Annotated in this window: 18 protein-coding genes; 12 read left to right on the top strand and 6 right to left on the bottom strand. The window is 74.4% G+C overall.

Annotation, left to right across the window (positions count from 1 at the left end):
* Positions 1 to 47: 47 nt before the first annotated feature.
* From leuC to RE027_RS00885, 6 genes are all read left to right on the top strand, one after another.
* Positions 48 to 1,550, top strand: a complete 1,503-nt coding sequence (gene leuC, locus RE027_RS00910; protein ID WP_368806353.1) for a 3-isopropylmalate dehydratase large subunit — start codon at positions 48 to 50, stop codon at positions 1,548 to 1,550.
* Between the two features lie 32 nt (positions 1,551 to 1,582).
* Entirely contained in the window at positions 1,583 to 2,182 is a 600-nt protein-coding gene (gene leuD / locus RE027_RS00905; RefSeq protein WP_368806352.1) for a 3-isopropylmalate dehydratase small subunit, read from the top strand.
* A gap of 169 nt (positions 2,183 to 2,351) precedes the next feature.
* On the top strand, positions 2,352 to 3,668 hold the full coding sequence (gene murA / locus RE027_RS00900) for a UDP-N-acetylglucosamine 1-carboxyvinyltransferase (RefSeq protein WP_368806351.1): 1,317 nt from the start codon (positions 2,352 to 2,354) through the stop codon (positions 3,666 to 3,668).
* 13 nt (positions 3,669 to 3,681) lie between these two features.
* The gene (locus RE027_RS00895) at positions 3,682 to 4,431 is read left to right on the top strand and encodes a lysophospholipid acyltransferase family protein (RefSeq protein ID WP_368806350.1); all 750 of its coding nucleotides are present in this window, start codon (positions 3,682 to 3,684) and stop codon (positions 4,429 to 4,431) included.
* Positions 4,428 to 5,546 (top strand): NAD(P)H-dependent glycerol-3-phosphate dehydrogenase, encoded by a 1,119-nt coding sequence (locus tag RE027_RS00890; RefSeq protein ID WP_368806349.1) that lies wholly within the window; start codon positions 4,428 to 4,430, stop codon positions 5,544 to 5,546. The genes RE027_RS00895 and RE027_RS00890 overlap by 4 nt, the downstream gene beginning before the upstream one ends.
* Positions 5,543 to 6,661, top strand: a complete 1,119-nt coding sequence (locus RE027_RS00885; protein ID WP_368806348.1) for a D-alanine--D-alanine ligase family protein — start codon at positions 5,543 to 5,545, stop codon at positions 6,659 to 6,661. Before RE027_RS00890 ends, RE027_RS00885 begins: the two co-directional genes overlap by 4 nt.
* Positions 6,662 to 6,692: 31 nt before the next feature.
* On the opposite strand, the gene RE027_RS00880 is transcribed toward RE027_RS00885, so the two are convergent.
* The 4 genes from RE027_RS00880 to RE027_RS00865 form a co-directional block, all read right to left on the bottom strand.
* Positions 6,693 to 7,301 carry a class F sortase gene (locus tag RE027_RS00880; protein ID WP_368806347.1) on the bottom strand — a complete coding sequence of 203 codons (609 nt, stop codon included), beginning with the start codon at positions 7,299 to 7,301 and terminating at the stop codon, positions 6,693 to 6,695.
* Positions 7,302 to 7,437: 136 nt separating this feature from the next.
* Complete coding sequence (locus RE027_RS00875) at positions 7,438 to 8,133, bottom strand: hypothetical protein (protein WP_368806346.1); 696 nt, start codon at positions 8,131 to 8,133, stop codon at positions 7,438 to 7,440.
* 300 nt (positions 8,134 to 8,433) lie between these two features.
* Entirely contained in the window at positions 8,434 to 8,739 is a 306-nt protein-coding gene (locus tag RE027_RS00870; RefSeq protein WP_368806345.1) for a DUF4193 domain-containing protein, read from the bottom strand.
* A gap of 193 nt (positions 8,740 to 8,932) precedes the next feature.
* Positions 8,933 to 9,349, bottom strand: a complete 417-nt coding sequence (locus RE027_RS00865) for a CBS domain-containing protein (protein ID WP_368806344.1) — start codon at positions 9,347 to 9,349, stop codon at positions 8,933 to 8,935.
* A gap of 207 nt (positions 9,350 to 9,556) precedes the next feature.
* On the opposite strand from RE027_RS00865, the gene RE027_RS00860 reads away from it, so the two are divergent.
* A complete protein-coding gene (locus RE027_RS00860) occupies positions 9,557 to 10,111 on the top strand; it encodes a dihydrofolate reductase family protein (protein WP_368806343.1) in 555 nt (184 codons plus the stop codon).
* A 21-nt stretch (positions 10,112 to 10,132) separates the two neighbouring features.
* Here RE027_RS00860 and RE027_RS00855 read toward each other — a convergent pair whose 3' ends face one another.
* Positions 10,133 to 10,624, bottom strand: coding sequence for a DUF3515 family protein (locus tag RE027_RS00855; protein WP_368806342.1), 492 nt, complete (start codon positions 10,622 to 10,624; stop codon positions 10,133 to 10,135).
* A gap of 64 nt (positions 10,625 to 10,688) precedes the next feature.
* On the opposite strand from RE027_RS00855, the gene thiL reads away from it, so the two are divergent.
* From thiL to RE027_RS00830, 5 genes are all read left to right on the top strand, one after another.
* Positions 10,689 to 11,774: a thiamine-phosphate kinase gene (thiL, locus tag RE027_RS00850; RefSeq protein WP_368806341.1), complete on the top strand. Its 1,086-nt coding sequence runs from the start codon at positions 10,689 to 10,691 to the stop codon at positions 11,772 to 11,774.
* Positions 11,764 to 12,723 (top strand): DAK2 domain-containing protein, encoded by a 960-nt coding sequence (locus RE027_RS00845; RefSeq protein WP_368806340.1) that lies wholly within the window; start codon positions 11,764 to 11,766, stop codon positions 12,721 to 12,723. The genes thiL and RE027_RS00845 overlap by 11 nt, the downstream gene beginning before the upstream one ends.
* Positions 12,724 to 12,735: 12 nt before the next feature.
* The gene (locus tag RE027_RS00840; protein ID WP_368806339.1) at positions 12,736 to 15,033 is read left to right on the top strand and encodes an ATP-dependent DNA helicase RecG; all 2,298 of its coding nucleotides are present in this window, start codon (positions 12,736 to 12,738) and stop codon (positions 15,031 to 15,033) included.
* A gap of 34 nt (positions 15,034 to 15,067) precedes the next feature.
* Complete coding sequence (gene rsmD / locus RE027_RS00835; protein ID WP_368806338.1) at positions 15,068 to 15,661, top strand: 16S rRNA (guanine(966)-N(2))-methyltransferase RsmD; 594 nt, start codon at positions 15,068 to 15,070, stop codon at positions 15,659 to 15,661.
* 92 nt (positions 15,662 to 15,753) lie between these two features.
* Positions 15,754 to 17,076, top strand: a complete 1,323-nt coding sequence (locus RE027_RS00830; protein WP_368806337.1) for a UDP-glucose dehydrogenase family protein — start codon at positions 15,754 to 15,756, stop codon at positions 17,074 to 17,076.
* Positions 17,077 to 17,155: 79 nt separating this feature from the next.
* Here RE027_RS00830 and RE027_RS00825 read toward each other — a convergent pair whose 3' ends face one another.
* Complete coding sequence (locus RE027_RS00825) at positions 17,156 to 17,401, bottom strand: hypothetical protein (protein WP_368806336.1); 246 nt, start codon at positions 17,399 to 17,401, stop codon at positions 17,156 to 17,158.
* Between the last annotated feature and the right edge of the window lie 130 nt (positions 17,402 to 17,531).

Raw genomic sequence — 17,531 nt, 5'->3', positions numbered from 1 at the left:
CGACCATGGTGGAACGACCTCGCACAGGCAGCACGGAAGGATCCGCCATGCCGGACTACCAGTCCTCCACCCCCTCCACGACTCCCGCCCCGGCCTCCGGGCGCGCGGGCGGGCGCACCCTGGCCGAGAAGGTCTGGGCGGACCACCTCGTGCGCCAGGGCGAGGACGGCCGGCCGGACCTGCTCTACATCGACCTGCACCTGCTGCACGAGGTGACCTCGCCGCAGGCCTTCGAGGGGCTGCGGCTGGCGGACCGGCCCCTGCGCCGGCCGGACCTCACCATCGCCACCGAGGACCACAACACCCCCACGCAGGACATCTTCTCCCGCATCGCCGACGACACCTCCCGCAAGCAGATCGAGACGCTGCGGGCCAACTGCGCCGAGTTCGGCGTGCGCCTGCACCCGCTCGGCGACGCCGAGCAGGGCATCGTGCACGTGGTGGGCCCCCAGCTGGGACTCACCCAGCCGGGGATGACCGTGGTCTGCGGCGACTCCCACACCTCGACCCACGGCGCGTTCGGCGCCCTGGCCTTCGGCATCGGCACCTCCGAGGTCGAGCACGTCATGGCGACCCAGACGCTGCCGCTGGCGCCGTTCCGGACCATGGCGATCACCGTCGAGGGCACGCTGCGCCCGGGCGTCTCCGCGAAGGACATCATCCTGGCCGTCATCGCCAAGATCGGCACCGGCGGCGGGCAGGGCTACGTCCTGGAGTACCGGGGCTCGGCCATCCGGTCGCTGTCCATGGAGGCCCGGATGACCATCTGCAACATGTCCATCGAGGCCGGAGCGCGCGCGGGCATGATCGCCCCGGACGAGACGACCTTCGAGTACGTCCAGGGCCGCCCCCACGCCCCCGAGGGCGCCGACTGGGACGCCGCCGTGGAGTACTGGCGCACGCTGCGCACCGACGAGGACGCCGTCTTCGACGCCGAGGTGTTCCTCGACGCCGACGAGCTCGAGCCGTTCGTCACCTGGGGAACCAACCCCGGCCAGGGCGTCCCGCTGTCCCAGGCCGTCCCCGACCCCGAGGACGTCGGGGACGAGAACGACAAGGCCAACGCCCTCCGGGCCCTGGAGTACATGGGTCTCACCGCCGGCACCCCCATGAAGGAGATCCCGGTGGACACCGTGTTCCTGGGCTCCTGCACCAACTCCCGGATCGAGGACCTGCGGGCCGCGGCCGACATCGTCAAGGGCCGCAGCAAGGCCGCCGGCGTGCGGATGATGGTGGTGCCCGGCTCCGCGAAGGTGCGGCTGCAGGCCGAGGCCGAGGGCCTGGACCAGGTGTTCAAGCAGTTCGGCGCCGACTGGCGCTTCGCGGGCTGCTCGATGTGCCTGGGCATGAACCCGGACCAGCTGGCCCCGGGGGAGCGGTGCGCCTCGACGTCGAACCGCAACTTCGAGGGCCGGCAGGGCAAGGGCGGGCGCACCCACCTGGTCTCGCCCGTCGTGGCCGCCGCCACCGCGGTGCGCGGCACCCTGTCCTCCCCGTCCGACCTCGAGCCCGCCACCGCCCCGACCGGCCTCGCGCCGGCCGGCGCGTGAGCCCCCGTCCCGCAGCCCAGGAAGGCCCTCCCATGGAGAAGATCAGCACGCACCGGGGCGTCGGCGTCCCGCTGAAGCAGTCCAACGTGGACACCGACCAGATCATCCCCGCCGTCTACCTCAAGCGGATCACCAAGACCGGTTTCGACGACGCCCTGTTCGCCGGCTGGCGCAAGAACGAGGACTTCGTGCTCAACCAGGAGCCCTACCGGCACGGCTCCGTGCTCGTGGCCGGGCCCGACTTCGGCACCGGCTCCTCGCGCGAGCACGCCGTGTGGGCGCTGCGCGACTACGGGTTCGCCGTGGTCATCTCCTCGCGCTTCGCGGACATCTTCCGCGGCAACTCCGGCAAGCAGGGCCTGGTGGCCGCGCAGGTGGAGCAGTCCGACGTCGAGCTGCTGTGGAAGCTGCTCGAGGAGCGGCCCGGGACCGAGATCGAGGTCGACCTCGAGGCCCGCACCGTGACGTGCGACACGGTGACCGTGCCCTTCCGGATCGACGACTACACCCGCTGGCGGCTCATGGAGGGCCTGGACGACATCGGGCTGACCCTCCAGCGCGAGGAGGACATCACCGCCTACGAGGCCCGCCGCCCCGCGTTCAAGCCCACGACGCTGCCCGCCCGCACCTGACGTCCCGGCATCCCTCTTCCGGCCCGGCGGAGCCCCCACGGCCCGCCGGGCCGGACGCTGTCCCGGACACGCACGACACCGCCTGTGCGGTGCGCCTCGCCGGGGAACCTACACTGTACGGGTGCCGCTCCCGCTCGGGAGTGGTCCGGCAACAGCAGATCGGAAGTTCATGAGCAGCGCACTGCACATCACGGGCGGAGTTCCCCTGTCCGGCCAGGTCACCGTGCGAGGTGCCAAGAACCTCGTCCCCAAGGCCATGGTGGCGGCCCTCCTGGGGTCCACGCCGTCCGTCCTGGCGAACGTGCCCGAGATCAAGGACGTCCAGGTCGTCACCAACCTGCTGTCCCTGCACGGGGTCGAGGTGGGGCGTGAGGACGGCCGGCTCTCCCTGGACCCGTCCAACGTCACCACGGCGCGGCACGCCGACATCGACGCCCACGCGGGGGACTCCCGGATCCCGATCCTGCTGTGCGGACCCCTCCTGCACGCCATCGGCGAGGCGTTCATCCCCGACCTCGGTGGCTGCAAGATCGGCGACCGGCCCATCAACTACCACCTGGACGTGCTGCGCCACTTCGGGGCCCGGGTCGAGAAGCTCGAGTCCGGCATCCGGATGAGCGCCCCGCACGGGCTGCACGGCGCCAAGGTCGAGCTGCCCTACCCCTCGGTCGGCGCCACCGAGCAGGTGCTGCTCACCGCCACCCGGGCCGACGGCCACACCGAGCTGCGGGGCGCGGCCACCGAGCCCGAGATCATGGACCTGATCGCGATCCTGCAGAAGATGGGCGCGATCATCACGGTCCAGACCGACCGCGTGATCCGCATCGAGGGCGTCCCCGAGCTCACCGGCTACCGGCACCGGGCCATGCCCGACCGGATCGAGACGGCCTCCTGGGGCTCGGCCGCGCTCGCCACCGGCGGCGACATCTTCGTGGCCGGGGCCCGGCAGGCCGACATGATGACCTTCCTCAACACCTTCCGGAAGATCGGCGGGGGCCTGGACATCACCGAGGACGGCATCCGCTTCTACCACCCCGGCGGTGACCTCAACCCGCTGATCGTCGAGACGGACGTCCACCCCGGCTTCATGACCGACTGGCAGCAGCCGCTCGTGGTCGCCCTGACCCAGGCCAAGGGCGTGTCCATCGTCCACGAGACGGTGTACGAGAACCGCTTCGGCTTCACCGGGGCCCTCAACCGGATGGGCGCCACGATCCAGCTGCACCGCGAGTGCCTGGGCTCCGTGCCGTGCCGGTTCGGCCAGCGCAACTTCGTCCACTCGGCCGTGATCTCCGGGCCGACCCCGCTGCGGGCCGCCGAGATCAACATCCCCGACCTGCGCGGCGGCTTCTCCCACCTGATCGCCGCCCTCGCGGCCGACGGGGTCTCCCACGTGACCGGGGTCGAGCTGATCAAGCGCGGCTACGAGCACTTCACCGACAAGCTGACGGGGCTCGGGGCGTCGTTCGAGCTCGACGGCGAGTGAGCCGGGCCCGCCGGTGAGCCGCATCTCGAACCGCGGCCTGTTCCGCGTACTGGCGGGGCTCGTCAAGCCGGCCTACCGGCTCGTGGCCCGGCTGCGCTGGACCGGGGCGGAGCACCTCCCCGCCGAGGGCGGGTTCATCGTGGTGCCCAACCACCTCACCGAACTCGACCCGCTGACCGTCGCCATCACGCTCTACGACAACGGGATCATGCCCCGGTTCCTGGCCAAGGAACCGCTGTTCCGCGCGCCCGTGGTCGGTCCGGTGCTCCGGGCCACCGGCCAGGTGCCCGTGCTGCGCGGCTCGGCCGACGCCGGGGCGGCGCTCACGGCCGCCCGGGCGGAGCTGGCCTCCGGCGGCGCGGTGGTGATCTACCCCGAGGGAACGCTCACCCACGACCCCGACCGGTGGCCGATGACCGGGCACACGGGCGCCGCCCGGCTGGCCCTGGCCACCGGAGCCCCGGTCGTCCCCCTGGCGCACTGGGGGGACCAGGAGGTCCTGGACCGCGCGCCGTCCTCCGGGCGGCTCGCCGTCAGCCTCTTCCCGCGCAAGGACGTGCGCGTGCGGATCGGCCGGCCCGTGGACCTCACGCCGTGGCGCGACGACGCCCCGGGCCTCGCCCACCCCGCGGGGCGCCACGCCGCCCGGCTCGAGGACGCCACCGACGCGATCATGCACGCCCTGACCCGCGAGCTCGCGGCGCTGCGCGGCGCCGAGGCCCCGCCCGCCCTGTGGGACCGCCGCCGAGGAGGCCGCCTGTGACGCCGTCCGCCGACCCCGAGCCCGCCGGGACCCGTCCGGCCGAGGGCCCCCGGAAGATCGCCGTGCTCGGCGCCGGGTCGTGGGGCACCACCTTCGCCAAGGTCCTGGCCGACAGCGCCCGGGCCGACGCGCACGCCCGGCACGAGCCGTCCGCGCGCACCGTCGTCCTCTGGGGGCGCGACGCGGCCGCGATGGGCCACGTGGCCCGCACCCACGTCAACGACCGCTACGTGCCCGGCATCCGGCTGCCCGAGCGCCTGGAGGTCACCGGGGACCTCGCCGCCGCCGTGCGCGGGGCCGGGCTCGTGGTGCTCGCCGTGCCCGCCCAGTTCCTGCGCTCCCAGCTGGCCGCCGTCGCCGAGCACCTCGGGGCGGACACCGTGGTGCTCTCCCTCGCCAAGGGCCTCGAGCGGGACAGCGGGCTGCGGATGAGCGAGGTGGTCGCCGAGGAGCTCGGCCGGGCCACGGGCCGCGGACCCGAGCACTGGCGGGAGCGCACCTGTGTGCTCTCCGGGCCGAACCTGGCCATGGAGATCGCCGAGGAGCAGCCCACCGCCTCCGTCGTCGCGGCCCCCACCACGGAGCTCGCCAGCTGGGTGGCGCACTCCTGCCGGACCCGCTACTTCCGCCCCTACACCAACACCGACGTGGTGGGCACCGAGATCGGCGGCGTGGTCAAGAACGTCATCGCCCTGTCCGTGGGCATCGCCGACGGCCGCCACTTCGGGGAGAACTCCAAGGCCTCCATCATCACCCGCGGGCTCGCCGAGACCACCCGCCTCGCCCTGGCCCTGGGCGGCCGGCTCGAGACGCTCTCCGGCCTCGCCGGCATGGGCGACCTCGTGGCCACCTGCTCCTCGCCGCTGTCCCGCAACCGCACGGCGGGCCGGCTCCTGGGGCTGGGCAAGACCCTCGCCGAGGTGCAGGAGGAGATGACCCAGACCGCCGAGGGCATCAGGTCCGCCCCGGCCGTGCTCGCCCTGGCCCGCCGCCACGGCGTCGACATGCCCATCACCGAGGCCGTCTCGGCCATCCTGCGCGAGGACATCACCGTCGACGACCTGGCCCCGCTGCTGCTGGGCCGCGAGATCAAATCCGAAGGGACCGCCCCATGACCCCCCGCCCCTGCGTCGCCGTGCTCTTCGGCGGGCGCTCCAGCGAGCACTCGATCTCCCTCATCACGGCGCGCGGGGTCCTGCGCGCCATCGACCGGGAGAAGTGGGACGTCGTGACCGTCGGGATCTCCACCACCGGCGAGTGGTTCCTCTGCCCGCAGGAGGAGCTGGAGCGGCTGCTCGACGAGAACCCCATCGCCGAGCTGCCCGTGGGGGAGGAGCTCGTGAGCCTGCCGCTGAAGGTCGGGGAGAGCGAGCTCATCGTGCGCCAGGCCGGTCCCCGCGGCGAGACCGTGACCCGCGACCGGCACATCGACGTCGTCCTGCCCCTGCTGCACGGTCCCTTCGGCGAGGACGGCACCCTCCAGGGCCTGCTCGAGCTCGCGGACCTGCGCTACGTCGGCTGCGGGGTGACCGCCTCCGCGGTGGGCATGGACAAGCACTTCATGAAGCTCGCCTTCGAGGCCGCCGGCATGGAGGTGGGGCCCTACACCGTGGTGACCGACCGCCAGTGGGCGGTCGACCCCGCGGGCGTGCGCGAGCGGATCGCCGCCCTCGGCTTCCCCGTGTTCGTGAAGCCGGCCCGGGCCGGGTCCTCGTTCGGGATCACCAAGGTGGACGGGCCCGAGGGGCTCGACGCCGCGATCGCGGCCGCCCGCGAGCACGACCGCAAGCTCGTGGTCGAGGCCGGGATCGTGGGCCGGGAGATCGAGTGCGCCGTGCTCCAGGGCCGCGGCGCCGACCCCGCCCGCACCTCGATGCCGGGGGAGATCGAGATCGTCGACGAGCACGCGTTCTACGACTTCGAGGCGAAGTACGTCTCCCAGGCCTCCGCGAGGCTCAGCTGCCCCGCCGACCTGCCCCAGGAGGCGGCCGACGCGATCCGCGCCGGGGCCGTGACCGCCTTCGAGGCGCTCGACGGCGAGGGGCTGTGCCGCGCCGACTTCTTCTACACCCCCGAGGGCCGCGTCCTCATCAACGAGGTCAACACGATGCCCGGCTTCACCCCGATCTCCATGTACCCGCGGATGTGGGCGGAGTCCGGGCTCGACTACCCCCGGCTGATCGACGAGCTGCTCTGCCTGGCGATGGACCGACCGGTGGGCCTGCGCTGAGCCCGGCCCGCCGGCCGGCGCCGGCGGCGCCCTAGGGTGCCCGGGCCGGCGAGGCGGTGACCACGACGTTCCTGCCGACCGCGTCCTGCGTGTAGCAGCTGATCAGCACGATGCGGTGGGGCACGATCTGCCAGATCTCGCTGTCCTTGAGCGTGTCCTTCTCGTAGGTCGTGACCGAGTCGACCACGTAGTCGAGGGTCCCGTCGACCGTCTCCACCTCGAGCCGCTCCCCGGCCAGCCCCGGCTCGCTCAGCCTGTTGAACGGCAGCTCGATCCGGTCGTAGCTGTGCCCGGCGATGTAGGTGGTGTTCGCCGAGCCCGCGCCGGGCATCCCGTACGGAGTGAGCCAGTAGCCGTTGTAGGTCTGCGGAGGCACCAGGGACGCCTCCGAGAGCTGGTCGTCCGTCGGGTGGTACGGCAGGACGTCCGCCTCGAACCCCACGGCGTCGATGCTCAGGTGCAGCGGTGACGCCGCCCGCGGACTGTGCCCGAAGAGCTCCTGGGCGAGGAACCACTGGTTCATGAGCGCCACCCAGGCCACGGCGGCGCAGATCGTCACCACGGCCGCGCGGCGGGCGAGCGGGTCCCCGGGTCCGCCCGGTCCCCGGCGCGACCGCGCCGGCAGGGTCTTCGTGGCCATGCTGTCCTGTCCTCCGGTGTCCCGGTCCCCGGTGCGCCGCTCGTCGGGTGCTGCTGCGCGCCGCCCCGTTGCCGGCGCCCGTGCGGTGGTCGCCGTGCCGGTGCCGCCCGCGGGCGGCACCGGCACGGGCCGCGGCTCAGCCGCGGGTGCGCCCGAGCCGACGGGCCCGGAGCGCGAGCGCACCGGGAAGGGCCACCGCCGCCGCGAGCAGCGCGGTGAGCACCCCGGCCCCGGCCGGCTGCTCCAGCGGTGCCGCGGTGAGGAAGGTGTCCACGTTCAGGCCCGAGTTGGCGCCCCCCGCGGGCACGAGCTCCGGCACCGCAGGCGGTGCCACCGGGGCGGCGGCCGGGACCGGCGCGGGACCGGCGGCGGGGAGGCCCGCGGCTGCGGGCGCCGGGGCCCCGAGCGGTGCGGCCTCCTGCACGACGGGTGCGGGCGGGGCCACCGGGGCGGTGACCGCTGCGGGCTCGTCAGCGGGCAGACCCGCGGCTGCGGGCTCCGGCACGGGGACCTCGAGCGGTGCGGGCTCCGGCGCGGCGGGTGTGGGCGGGGCCACCTGGCGGGTGGCCGCTGCGGGCTCGGCGGCAGGAAGGTCCGTGGGTGCGGGCTCCGGTGCTTCGACCGGGGCGGGCGGCACCGCCACGGCAGGAGCGGCGGCGTCCTGCGGGGCCTCGACCGGCACGGCGGCGTCCTGCGGAGTCTCGACCGGTGCGGCCTCCACCGGCAGGGCGTCGGCCGGTGCGGCGACGGCGGTCGGGGCGCCCAGCAACAGGCTTCCCACCAGCACGGTCGTCGAGGAACCGGCGACCACCAGCTTTCTCGTAGCAGTCATGTCGATGCGTCTCCTGTCGTCCGTCGTCGGTCCGGGCCCACCCCAGGACCGCCAGCGCGCCGCACGGGCCCCTCGGTGTCGCCTCCGCACCCCCGCGCGGACACGACGGACACGCCGTGCTGCTCGTCGTTCGGCCCGGACGGGACGTGGACCCGTTCGACGGAGCCGGGACCCCCGACCGAAGACCTGCTGTGCTCTTAACTATGGCCCGGATCACACTGTTAGCAAGGGCGAACAGCTACGTGACGACATGAGGCGCAGGCACCGGGCGGCGGCGCAGCGCGCTGTGCCGCGGGGAGATCAGCTCTCGCACTCCAGGCAGTACTTCGCGCCGCCCTTCTCACGGGCGAGCTGGCTGCGGTGGCGGACCAGGAAGCAGGACATGCAGGTGAACTCGTCCTCCTGCTCGGGCACCACCTGGATCAGCAGCTCCTCCTGGGACAGGTCCGCGCCGGGCAGGTCGATGCCCTCGGCGGTGTCCGCGTCGTCGACGTCGATCGCGGGGCTCTGCGTGGTGGCGCTGCGCTGGGCCTGGATCACCTCGAGCGACTCGTTGGTGGGCTCGTCCTCCGGCTTGACGCGGGGCTCGTCGTAATCGGTTGCCACGGGTGGTCTCCTCCTGCGGATGGTGCGGTGGGTGCGGTGTCCACGCCACAACCCGGCGGCGGACGGGGCTATTCCCGCTCCGCCGCGGCCCGTGCCGGGGAAGGCCCCGATGGTAGCCCGACCGGCGGGCCCGGGCACAACCGTCCGTCCCGACGAGGCCGCGGGACGCCACGGAGGGCGTCCCGGGCGGCCTTCAGCCGAAGGAGATGAGCTCCACGAGCTCCCCGACGCGGTCCTCGGGCAGGTGGCGTGCGATGTCGGCCTGGCTGATCATCCCGACGAGGTCGTGGCCGTCGATCACCGGCAGACGGCGCACCTGGTGCGCCTGCATGGTGTCGACGGCCGCCTCGACGCTGTCGTCGGCACCGATCGTCACCGGCTTCCCCTGGGCCAGCTGCCCGGCCTTCACGGCGCGCGGGTCGGTGCCGATGGCCAGGCACCGGACCACGATGTCGCGGTCGGTGAGCACGCCCTGGAGCCGGTTGTTCTCCCCGCAGATGGGCAGGGCCCCGACGTCGAGGTCCCGCATCTTCCGTGCGGCCTCCTCGAGGCTCTGGTTCTCCCCGATGCACTCCGCGCCGGGGGTCATGATCTCTCGTGCGGTCGTCACGACTCGTCCTCCTGTGCTCGACGGGTGCCTGCGGGGCACCGCTGTGGTCCGTGCGGACGTTCCCCGGCCGGGCCGGGGCTCCCACGATAGTGACCGTGAGCACGCGGGGGAACCGGTGCGCCGGCCGGCCCGTCACAGTGCGCCGGTGCTTGCGGCGGGCGGGAGCGGGGGCAGACAGTCGGAGCGGAACCATCCCGGAGGTGACACGTGGCCGGACTGCTCCACTCCATGATCGCGTCGCTCGACGGGCGGGTCGCCGACGCCGACGGCCGCTTCGACCGGGCCAGGCCCGACGAGGAGCTGCACCGGTTCATCGACGACCAGGAGCGCTCCGTGGGCACCTACCTGTACGGACGCCGGATGCACGAGGTCATGCGCTACTGGGAGGACGTGGGCGAGGGCCCGCCCGGCCCGGAGCGGGAGTACGCGGGCATCTGGCAGGCGGCCGAGAAGGTGGTGTACTCCACGACGCTCGACCCGCCCACGGCTCCGCGGACCCGGCTGGAGCGCAGCTTCGACTCCGCCGCCGTCCGGGAGCTCGTGGCCTCCGCGGACCGCGACGTGAGCGTGGCAGGGCCGAGGCCGGCGGCCCGCGCCTTCGGGGCGGGGCTCGTGGACGAGTGCTGGACCTACGTCGTCCCGGTGCTGGTGGGCAGCGGCCCGCGGCTGTTCCCCGAGGGCGTCCGCCGGGAGCTCGAGCTGCTGGAGGAGCGCCGCTTCACCGGCGGCGCCGTCCTCCTGCGCCACCGCGTCGTGCGGTGAGGACGACCGTCCGGCCCGCGCTCACAGCCCCGTGGCGGCGTCCTCGAGGTCGAGGCACCGGCGGTCGGCGGGGATCTGCTCCACCGCGGGGCCCAGCTCCACGAGCAGCGTGGAGGACGCCACGGCGGTGCTGTCGAAGACCACCTCGACCGCGGGGTCGCGGCCGTACGTGGTGGCCGTCCACGTGGTCCCCTCGTCGTCCTGGCGGACCAGCCAGTCGACCTCGTTGACGGAGGAGCAGGGATCCGTGGTCGGCCCGGGGGGCGTCACGCCGCAGCGCACGACCACCGCCGTGGGGTCGCCGTAGGCCGTGGTGGCCTGGCTCGTGGTCTCGCGCCGCTCGTGCTCGCCGACGACCTCCGGCACGGCGAGCATCGCCGGGGCGCACCCGGGGTCGGTGGCGTTCTCGGCGGGGTCCACGGTGACGGCGGGGGTGCACCCCGTCAGGACCGCGGCCAGGGCGCCCGCCGCCAGCACGGCGCGGGCAGGGCGGGGCGGGGGGAGCAGGGGCATGCCCCCAGCGTAATCCGTGGCCGGCGCCGTTCCCGCGTCCGGGCCCGTCGTTAGGATGAGCGCCATGAGCCGACCCCCAGCGGACCCGCCCCTGCCCCGCGCCCCGTCCGCGGCGGTGCCGACGGTCGGGGAGCTCTCGGAGGCGGAGCTGCTCGCGCGCGTGCTGCCGCTGCTCGCCCGGCCCGCCGAGCACGTGCTGCTGGGCCCCGGTGACGACTGCGCCGTGCTCGCGGCCCCGGACGGCCGGTACGTGATCAGCACCGACACCCAGGTCCAGGACCAGGACTTCCGCCTGTCCTGGCCCAGCGGCGTGGTGACCACGGGCTACGACACCGGGGTCAAGTGCGCGGCGCAGAACCTCGCCGACGTCGCCGCGATGGGCGCCGTGCCCTCGGCCCTCGTCGTCTCGCTGACCCTGCCCCCGCAGACTCCCGTGTCCTGGCCCCAGGACTTCGCCCGCGGCCTCGCGGCCGGCTGCGAGGCCATGGGGGCCCAGGACTGCGCCGTGGTCGGCGGGGACCTGGGCGCCGGCCGGGAGCTGTCGGTCACGGCGACCGTGACCGGTGACCTCGAGGGCCGGGAACCGGTGCGCCGCGCCGGCGCGGGCGCGGGCGGCGTGGTGGCCCTGGCCGGGAGCACCGGCCGCGCGGCCGCCGGCGTCGCCCTGCTCGAGGACCCCCGCTACCGCCCCGGGCAGGACGAGCTCCTCGACGCGCTGGCGCAGGCGCAGCTGCGCCCGTGCGCCCCCGTGCCCGCCGGCCCCGCGGCCGCCCGCGCCGGCGCCACGGCCATGATCGACCTCTCCGACGGGCTGCTGCGCGACGCCGGCCGGATCGCGGCCGCCAGCGACGTCGTGGTGGACCTCGACGCCGCGGCCCTGGCCGCGCTGGCCGAGCCGCTGGAACCGGCCGCCCGGCTGCTCGGGACGGACCCCCGTGACTGGGCGCTCGCCGGCGGCGAGGACCACGGTCTGCTCGCGGTGTTTCCCCCGGGCGTCCCCCTGCCCGGGCCCTTCCGTGCGATAGGCTCGTGTGCGCCCGCGCCCCCGGGGCACGGGCGCACCCGCCCCCGGGTGCTGCTCGACGGACGAGCGCCGCACCTCGGCCTCGGGCACCCGGTCGGTGAAGGATGGGATCACTTTGAACCATAGGATCGGATCGAACGCGGCCGTCATGCGGCGGTGGCTCGACCTGGCCCACCGCGATCTCGTGCGCCACAGCCCCGTGCTCAACGCCCTCAACGTCTTCCCGGTCGCGGACTCCGACACCGGGACGAACCTGGCGGCCACCGTGCGCGCCGCGACCGAGGCCGCCGGAGTGCTGGAGACCGGCGACGTGGGCGAGCTGCTCTCCCTCGCCGGGCAGGCCGCCCTGGAGGAGGCCCGCGGCAACTCCGGGACCCTCTTCTCGGTGTTCCTCACCGCCGTGGGCCAGTCCCTCGAGGGCCAGACGCGGATGACCGCCGAGTCCGTGCGCCTGGCCCTGCACAACGGCCACGTGCGGGCCTGGAGCGTGCTCTCGGACCCGGTGGCCGGCACCATGCTTTCCGTGCTGGAGGCGGTCGCGGCCGTCCCGGTCCCGCAGGACGTGGAGGACGGGTCCAACCAGCAGCTGAAGGACTTCCTGGCCGGGGTCAGCGCCGCCGCCCGCGCCGCCGTCCTCGCCACCCCCGAGCAGCTCGAGGTCCTGCGCGAGACCGGCACGGTCGACGCCGGGGCGCTCGGCATGCTCGTCGTCTTCGACGCGCTCGCCCGCACGGTGGGCGGGGACGACGCCGGCGACGAGGTGGCCCTGGACCGGCTGATCGACTCCGCCGCCGCACGGGCGGAGGGAGGCCTCGACGCCCCCCACGCCGTGCACGGCGGCGTGGAGGTGATGTGCACCGTGGAGCTGTCCCCCCTCGACGCCGCGGAACTGCGCCACGAGCTCAGCGAGGTGGGCACCAGCGTGATCATGAGCGCGGTGACGGAGACGGGGGACGGCTACCGGTGGCGCGTGCACGTGCACGTGGAGCGCCCCGAGGACGCGCTCGCGGTGATCGGCGCCCGCGGCAGGGCCGTGAACCTCACGGTGACCTCCCTCTCGGAGGCGGACGGATGAGGCGCGCCTGAGATGGCACGGTCCCACGGCGGCGGGGCGTTCCCCGGCCCGGTGTCCGAGCTCGACCAGCCGCTGGCCCGGCTGCTGGGCCGCTCCACGGCCGACCAGCTGGCCCGGCAGCTGTCCGTGGGCACGATCGGGCAGCTGCTCGACCACTTCCCGCGCAGGTACATGCCCCGCGGCGAGCTCACCCCCTTCTCGGAGCTGCGCATCGACCAGCAGGTGACCATCGTGGCCGAGGTCGTCTCCACGTCGACCCGCCAGATGCGCTCCCGGCGGGGCTCGATCACGGACGTGGTGATCACCGACCGCGTCTCCTCGGACCCGCGGCGCCTGTTCGAGGACGGGGACCCCGCCCCGGGCCGCACGATGCGGCTGAGCTTCTTCAACGCCTGGACCGCGGCCAAGGACCTGCCCCCCGGCACGCACGCCCTGTTCTCCGGGAAGGTGGGGCTCTACAACGGCGCCGTGACCATGACGAACCCGCACTACGCGATCCTGGACCCGGACGCCCCGGAGGCCGGGGAGAGCGCGCAGGAGCGGGCGGGCCGCCCCATCCCGATCTACCCGGCCACCGCCAAGCTGACCACGGACAAGATCGCCCGCGCCGTGCACTCCCTGCTGCCGGTGGTCGACTTCGCGGCGGTCCCGGACCCGCTGCCGGAGGAGGTCCGGGAGCGGGAGGGGCTCATGGGCCTCGAGGAGGCCTACTGGCAGGTGCACCGGCCCCGGGACACGCGCGCCCACGGCGAGGCCCGCCGCCGCTTCCGCTACCAGGAGGCGTTCCTGCTCCAGTGCGCGCTGGCCCGCCGCCGGGCCGAGCTCGCCGCCCACCCGACCACCGCGCGCCCGGGGGTCCCGGACGGGCTGCTGGCGAGGTTCGACGCGGCCCTGCCGTTCGAGCTCACCGCCGGCCAGCGCGCCGTGGGGCAGGAGCTCGCGGCGGAGCTGGCCGGCACCCGTCCCATGAACCGGCTGCTGCAGGGCGACGTCGGCGCCGGCAAGACGCTGGTGGCGCTGCGGGCCATGCTCCAGGTCGTCGACTCGGGTGCGCAGGCGGCGCTGCTCGCGCCCACCGAGGTGCTCGCCGGCCAGCACCACGGCTCCGTGCTGCGCTCCCTCGGCCCGCTGGCCCACGGCGGGCAGCTCGGCGGGGACCCCGACGGCACGCAGGTCGTGCTGCTCACCGGGTCGATGGGCGCCGCGGCGCGCAAGCGGGCGCTGCTGCAGATCGCCTCCGGGGAGGCCGGGATCGTCATCGGCACCCACGCGCTGCTCTCGGAGGTCGTCCAGTTCGCCGACCTCGGGCTCGTCGTCGTGGACGAGCAGCACCGCTTCGGCGTGGAGCAGCGCGACCGGCTGCGGGACAAGGCCGGCCGCCCCCCGCACCTGCTCGTGATGACCGCGACCCCCATCCCGCGGACCGTGGCGATGACCGTCTTCGGCGACCTCGACGTCTCCGTGCTCGACCAGCTCCCGGCCGGGCGGCAGCCGATCGCCACCCACACCGTGGGACTCGTGGAGCACCCGGGCTGGGAGCAGCGCCTGTGGCGCCGCGCCCGCGAGGAGATCGACGCGGGCCGGCAGGTCTACGTGGTCGCGCCCAAGATCGGCGACGACGACGAGCCCCCGCCCCCCGGGTCCCTGGCCGAGTCCGCCCGCGCGGCGGCCGCCGCGGACGAGGAGGACGAGGCGCCGATGGCCTCCGTGACGTGGCTGGCCGAGCTGGTCGCGCGCCAGCCCGTGCTGGAGGGCGTGCGCGCCGAGGTGCTGCACGGCCGGCTCGACGCCGTGCGCAAGACCCGCCTCATGGAGGACTTCGCGGCGGGCGACGTGCAGCTGCTGGTCTGCACCACCGTGGTCGAGGTGGGCGTGGACGTGCCCAACGCCACGCTGATGGTGATCGTGGACGCCGACCGATTCGGCATCTCCCAGCTGCACCAGCTGCGCGGCCGGATCGGGCGCGGCGGGCACGCCGGGACCTGTCTGCTGGTGACCCGGCGCCCCGCCGAGCACCCCTCGCGGGAGCGGATCGAGGTGGTCGCCGGCTCCACCGACGGCTTCGCGCTCGCCCGGGCCGACCTCGAGCTGCGCCGCGAGGGGGACATCCTCGGCGCGGCGCAGTCGGGAGGCCGTTCCACCCTGCGGCTGCTGCGGGCCCTCGACGACGCCGAGCTGATCGAGCGCGCCCGCCGGGACGCCGTCGCCGTCCTCGGCGCCGACCCCGGTCTCGACGAGCACCCCGAGCTCGCCGAGGCCATCGAACGCTACCTCGACCCGGACGCCGAGGCGTTCCTGGACCGGGGCTGAGCCCGGTGCGGCCGAGGACGGGAGGAGCACGAGGATGAGCAGGATCATCGCCGGGGCCGCCGGGGGACTGCGCCTGCAGTCCGTGCCGGGCCAGGGCACCCGCCCCACCACCGACCGGGTGAAGGAGTCCCTCTTCGCCCGTCTCGAGGCCTGGGGCATGCTCCACGACGCCCGGGTCCTGGACCTGTTCGCAGGCTCCGGGGCGCTGGGCTGCGAGGCCGCCAGCCGCGGCGCGGCGGCGGTGACCCTGGTGGAGCGCCACGCGCCCGCCGCCCGGGTCTGCCGGGCCAACGCGGCCGTGGTGCACCGGGCCCTGGGCCGCGGCGACGTCGTGGCGGTGCACCAGGGCACGGTCGCCGGCTACCTGGCCGAGCCCGGCGAGGGGCCGTGGGACCTGGTGCTGGCCGACCCGCCCTATCCGCTGGGCGAGGCGGAGCTCACCGCCACCCTGGCGCCGCTGGCGGGCCGGCTGCGGCCGGGCGGGGTGGTCGTGGTCGAGCGTTCGTCGCGCTCGCCGGAGCCGGCCTGGCCGGAGGGCCTGCGCCGCTTCGAGCACAAGCGGCACGGGGAGACCGCCACGTGGTTCGCCGAGACGGACGCCACGCCGTCGCCCGGCGCGCCGCGCTGAGCGCCTGCGCCGCTGCGCGGTCCCGCCCTGACAAGATGCGACAGGCAACATCGAGCACGGGCCCGGCGGCCCGGGAAAGACGGAGGACGTCCATGAAGATCACGGTTCTGGGAACGGGCTACCTGGGGGCCACGCACGCCGCGTCGATGGCGGAGATGGGTTTCGAGGTCCTGGGCGTGGACGTGGACCCGCAGAAGGTCGACGCCCTGTCCCGCGGTGAGCTCCCCTTCCACGAGCCGGGCCTGGGCGAGCTGCTGCGCACGCACGTGGAGTCCGGGCGCCTGCGCTTCACGACCAGCTACGAGGAGGCCGGGGCCTTCGGCGACGTGCACTTCGTGGGGGTCGGCACGCCGCAGCGCTCCGGCAGCTTCGCGGCGGACATGCGCTACGTGGACGCCGCCGTCGGCTCGATCGCCGCGGCCGCCACGAAGGACTGCGTCATCGCCGGCAAGTCCACGGTCCCGGTCGGCTCCGCCCGCCGGCTGGCCGACCTCGCGAAGGCCTCCGCCCGCGACGGGGTGGACGTGTCCCTGGTGTGGAACCCCGAGTTCCTCCGCGAGGGCTACGCGGTGGAGGACACCTTGACCCCGGACCGGATGGTGCTGGGCGCCGAGGACGCGGCCGCGGAGGCCGTGATGCGCCGGGTCTACGCCCGGCAGCTGGACGCGGGCGTCCCGCTGATCGTCACCGACTTCGAGACCGCCGAGCTCGTGAAGGTCGCCGCCAACGCGTTCCTGGCCACGAAGATCTCCTTCATCAACGCCCTCTCCGAGCTGACCGAGGCGGTCGGCGGGGACATCCGCACGCTCGCCGACGCGATCGGGCTCGACGAGCGGATCGGGCGCAAGTTCCTCAACGCCGGCGTGGGCTTCGGCGGCGGCTGCCTGCCCAAGGACATCCGGGCCCTGCGGGCGCGGGCCGCGGAGCTGGGCGTGGAGCAGTCGGTGCGCTTCCTCGCCGAGGTCGACGACATCAACGTCCGCCGCCGCGGCCACACCGTGGAGACGGTCACCCAGATGCTCGGCGGCTCCGTGGTGGGCAAGCACGTGGCCGTGCTCGGGGCGGCCTTCAAGCCGGACTCCGACGACGTCCGCGACTCCCCGGCCCTGGACATCGCCGCCCGGCTGCACTCGATCGGCGCGGAGGTCGCCGTCTACGACCCCAAGGCCAACGCCAACGCCGCCAAGCGCTACCCGCGCCTGGACTACGTGGACTCCCTCGAGGCCGCCGTGACCGGGGCCGAGGTCGTCCTGCTGCTGACCGAGTGGGGCGAGTTCAGGACGATGACCCCCGAGCAGCTGGAGCCGCTCGTGGCCGTTCCGCAGATCCTCGACGGCCGCAACGTGCTCGACCCCGAGCGGTGGACCGCCGCCGGCTTCGACTACCGGGCCCTGGGGCGCCGGGCGGCCGTCTGAGCGACCCGGCCGCGTCCACCACGACGACGACCGCCGCTGCCGGAGCAGCGGCGGTCGTCGTCGTGGTGCGGGGACCGGCTCAGTCCGCGTACTTCTCGAAGATCAGGTCGTCCGTGTTCTTGTCCAGCTGGATCGAGCTGCTGTGCTGGATCAGCCGGGCGACGGTGCTGGCCTCGCTCTCCGGGACGACGAGCAGGTATTCCTCCACGCCGTCGTCGAGCGTCAGCTCGAACGTGTAGGACCCGGCATCACCCTCGCCCTGTCTGCTGCGGATCACGTCGACGCTGGTGACGCGCCGGATGTTCTTGCCCTGGCCTGCTGGCATGGTTCCCCCTTCGGAAACACTCCTGAGGACGGGCCGGCCGCCGGTCTGCGCGAGTCCGGCGGTAATCCGACCCTGCTGACAACGGCGGTCGTCTCCGACCGCCGACCCGCCGTGCTCGGCAGCGTCCGTC

The organism is Kocuria sabuli (assembly GCF_040981185.1).
Lineage (GTDB): Bacteria > Actinomycetota > Actinomycetes > Actinomycetales > Micrococcaceae > Kocuria > Kocuria sabuli.
Note: the sequence above shows the minus strand (reverse complement) of the source record. Positions and strands in the feature narration are given on the sequence as shown.

Excerpts from the sequence above, each read along its gene's own strand:
- leuC (WP_368806353.1), top strand. The coding sequence starts at position 48 with ATGCCGGACTACCAGTCCTCCACCCCCTCCACGACTCCCGCCCCGGCC.
- leuD (WP_368806352.1), top strand. The coding sequence starts at position 1,583 with ATGGAGAAGATCAGCACGCACCGGGGCGTCGGCGTCCCGCTGAAGCAG.
- murA (WP_368806351.1), top strand. The coding sequence starts at position 2,352 with ATGAGCAGCGCACTGCACATCACGGGCGGAGTTCCCCTGTCCGGCCAG.
- RE027_RS00885 (WP_368806348.1), top strand. The coding sequence starts at position 5,543 with ATGACCCCCCGCCCCTGCGTCGCCGTGCTCTTCGGCGGGCGCTCCAGC.
- RE027_RS00880 (WP_368806347.1), bottom strand. The coding sequence starts at position 7,301 with ATGGCCACGAAGACCCTGCCGGCGCGGTCGCGCCGGGGACCGGGCGGA.
- RE027_RS00875 (WP_368806346.1), bottom strand. The coding sequence starts at position 8,133 with ATGACTGCTACGAGAAAGCTGGTGGTCGCCGGTTCCTCGACGACCGTG.
- RE027_RS00855 (WP_368806342.1), bottom strand. The coding sequence starts at position 10,624 with ATGCCCCTGCTCCCCCCGCCCCGCCCTGCCCGCGCCGTGCTGGCGGCG.
- thiL (WP_368806341.1), top strand. The coding sequence starts at position 10,689 with ATGAGCCGACCCCCAGCGGACCCGCCCCTGCCCCGCGCCCCGTCCGCG.
- RE027_RS00840 (WP_368806339.1), top strand. The coding sequence starts at position 12,736 with ATGGCACGGTCCCACGGCGGCGGGGCGTTCCCCGGCCCGGTGTCCGAG.
- rsmD (WP_368806338.1), top strand. The coding sequence starts at position 15,068 with ATGAGCAGGATCATCGCCGGGGCCGCCGGGGGACTGCGCCTGCAGTCC.
- RE027_RS00830 (WP_368806337.1), top strand. The coding sequence starts at position 15,754 with ATGAAGATCACGGTTCTGGGAACGGGCTACCTGGGGGCCACGCACGCC.
- RE027_RS00825 (WP_368806336.1), bottom strand. The coding sequence starts at position 17,401 with ATGCCAGCAGGCCAGGGCAAGAACATCCGGCGCGTCACCAGCGTCGAC.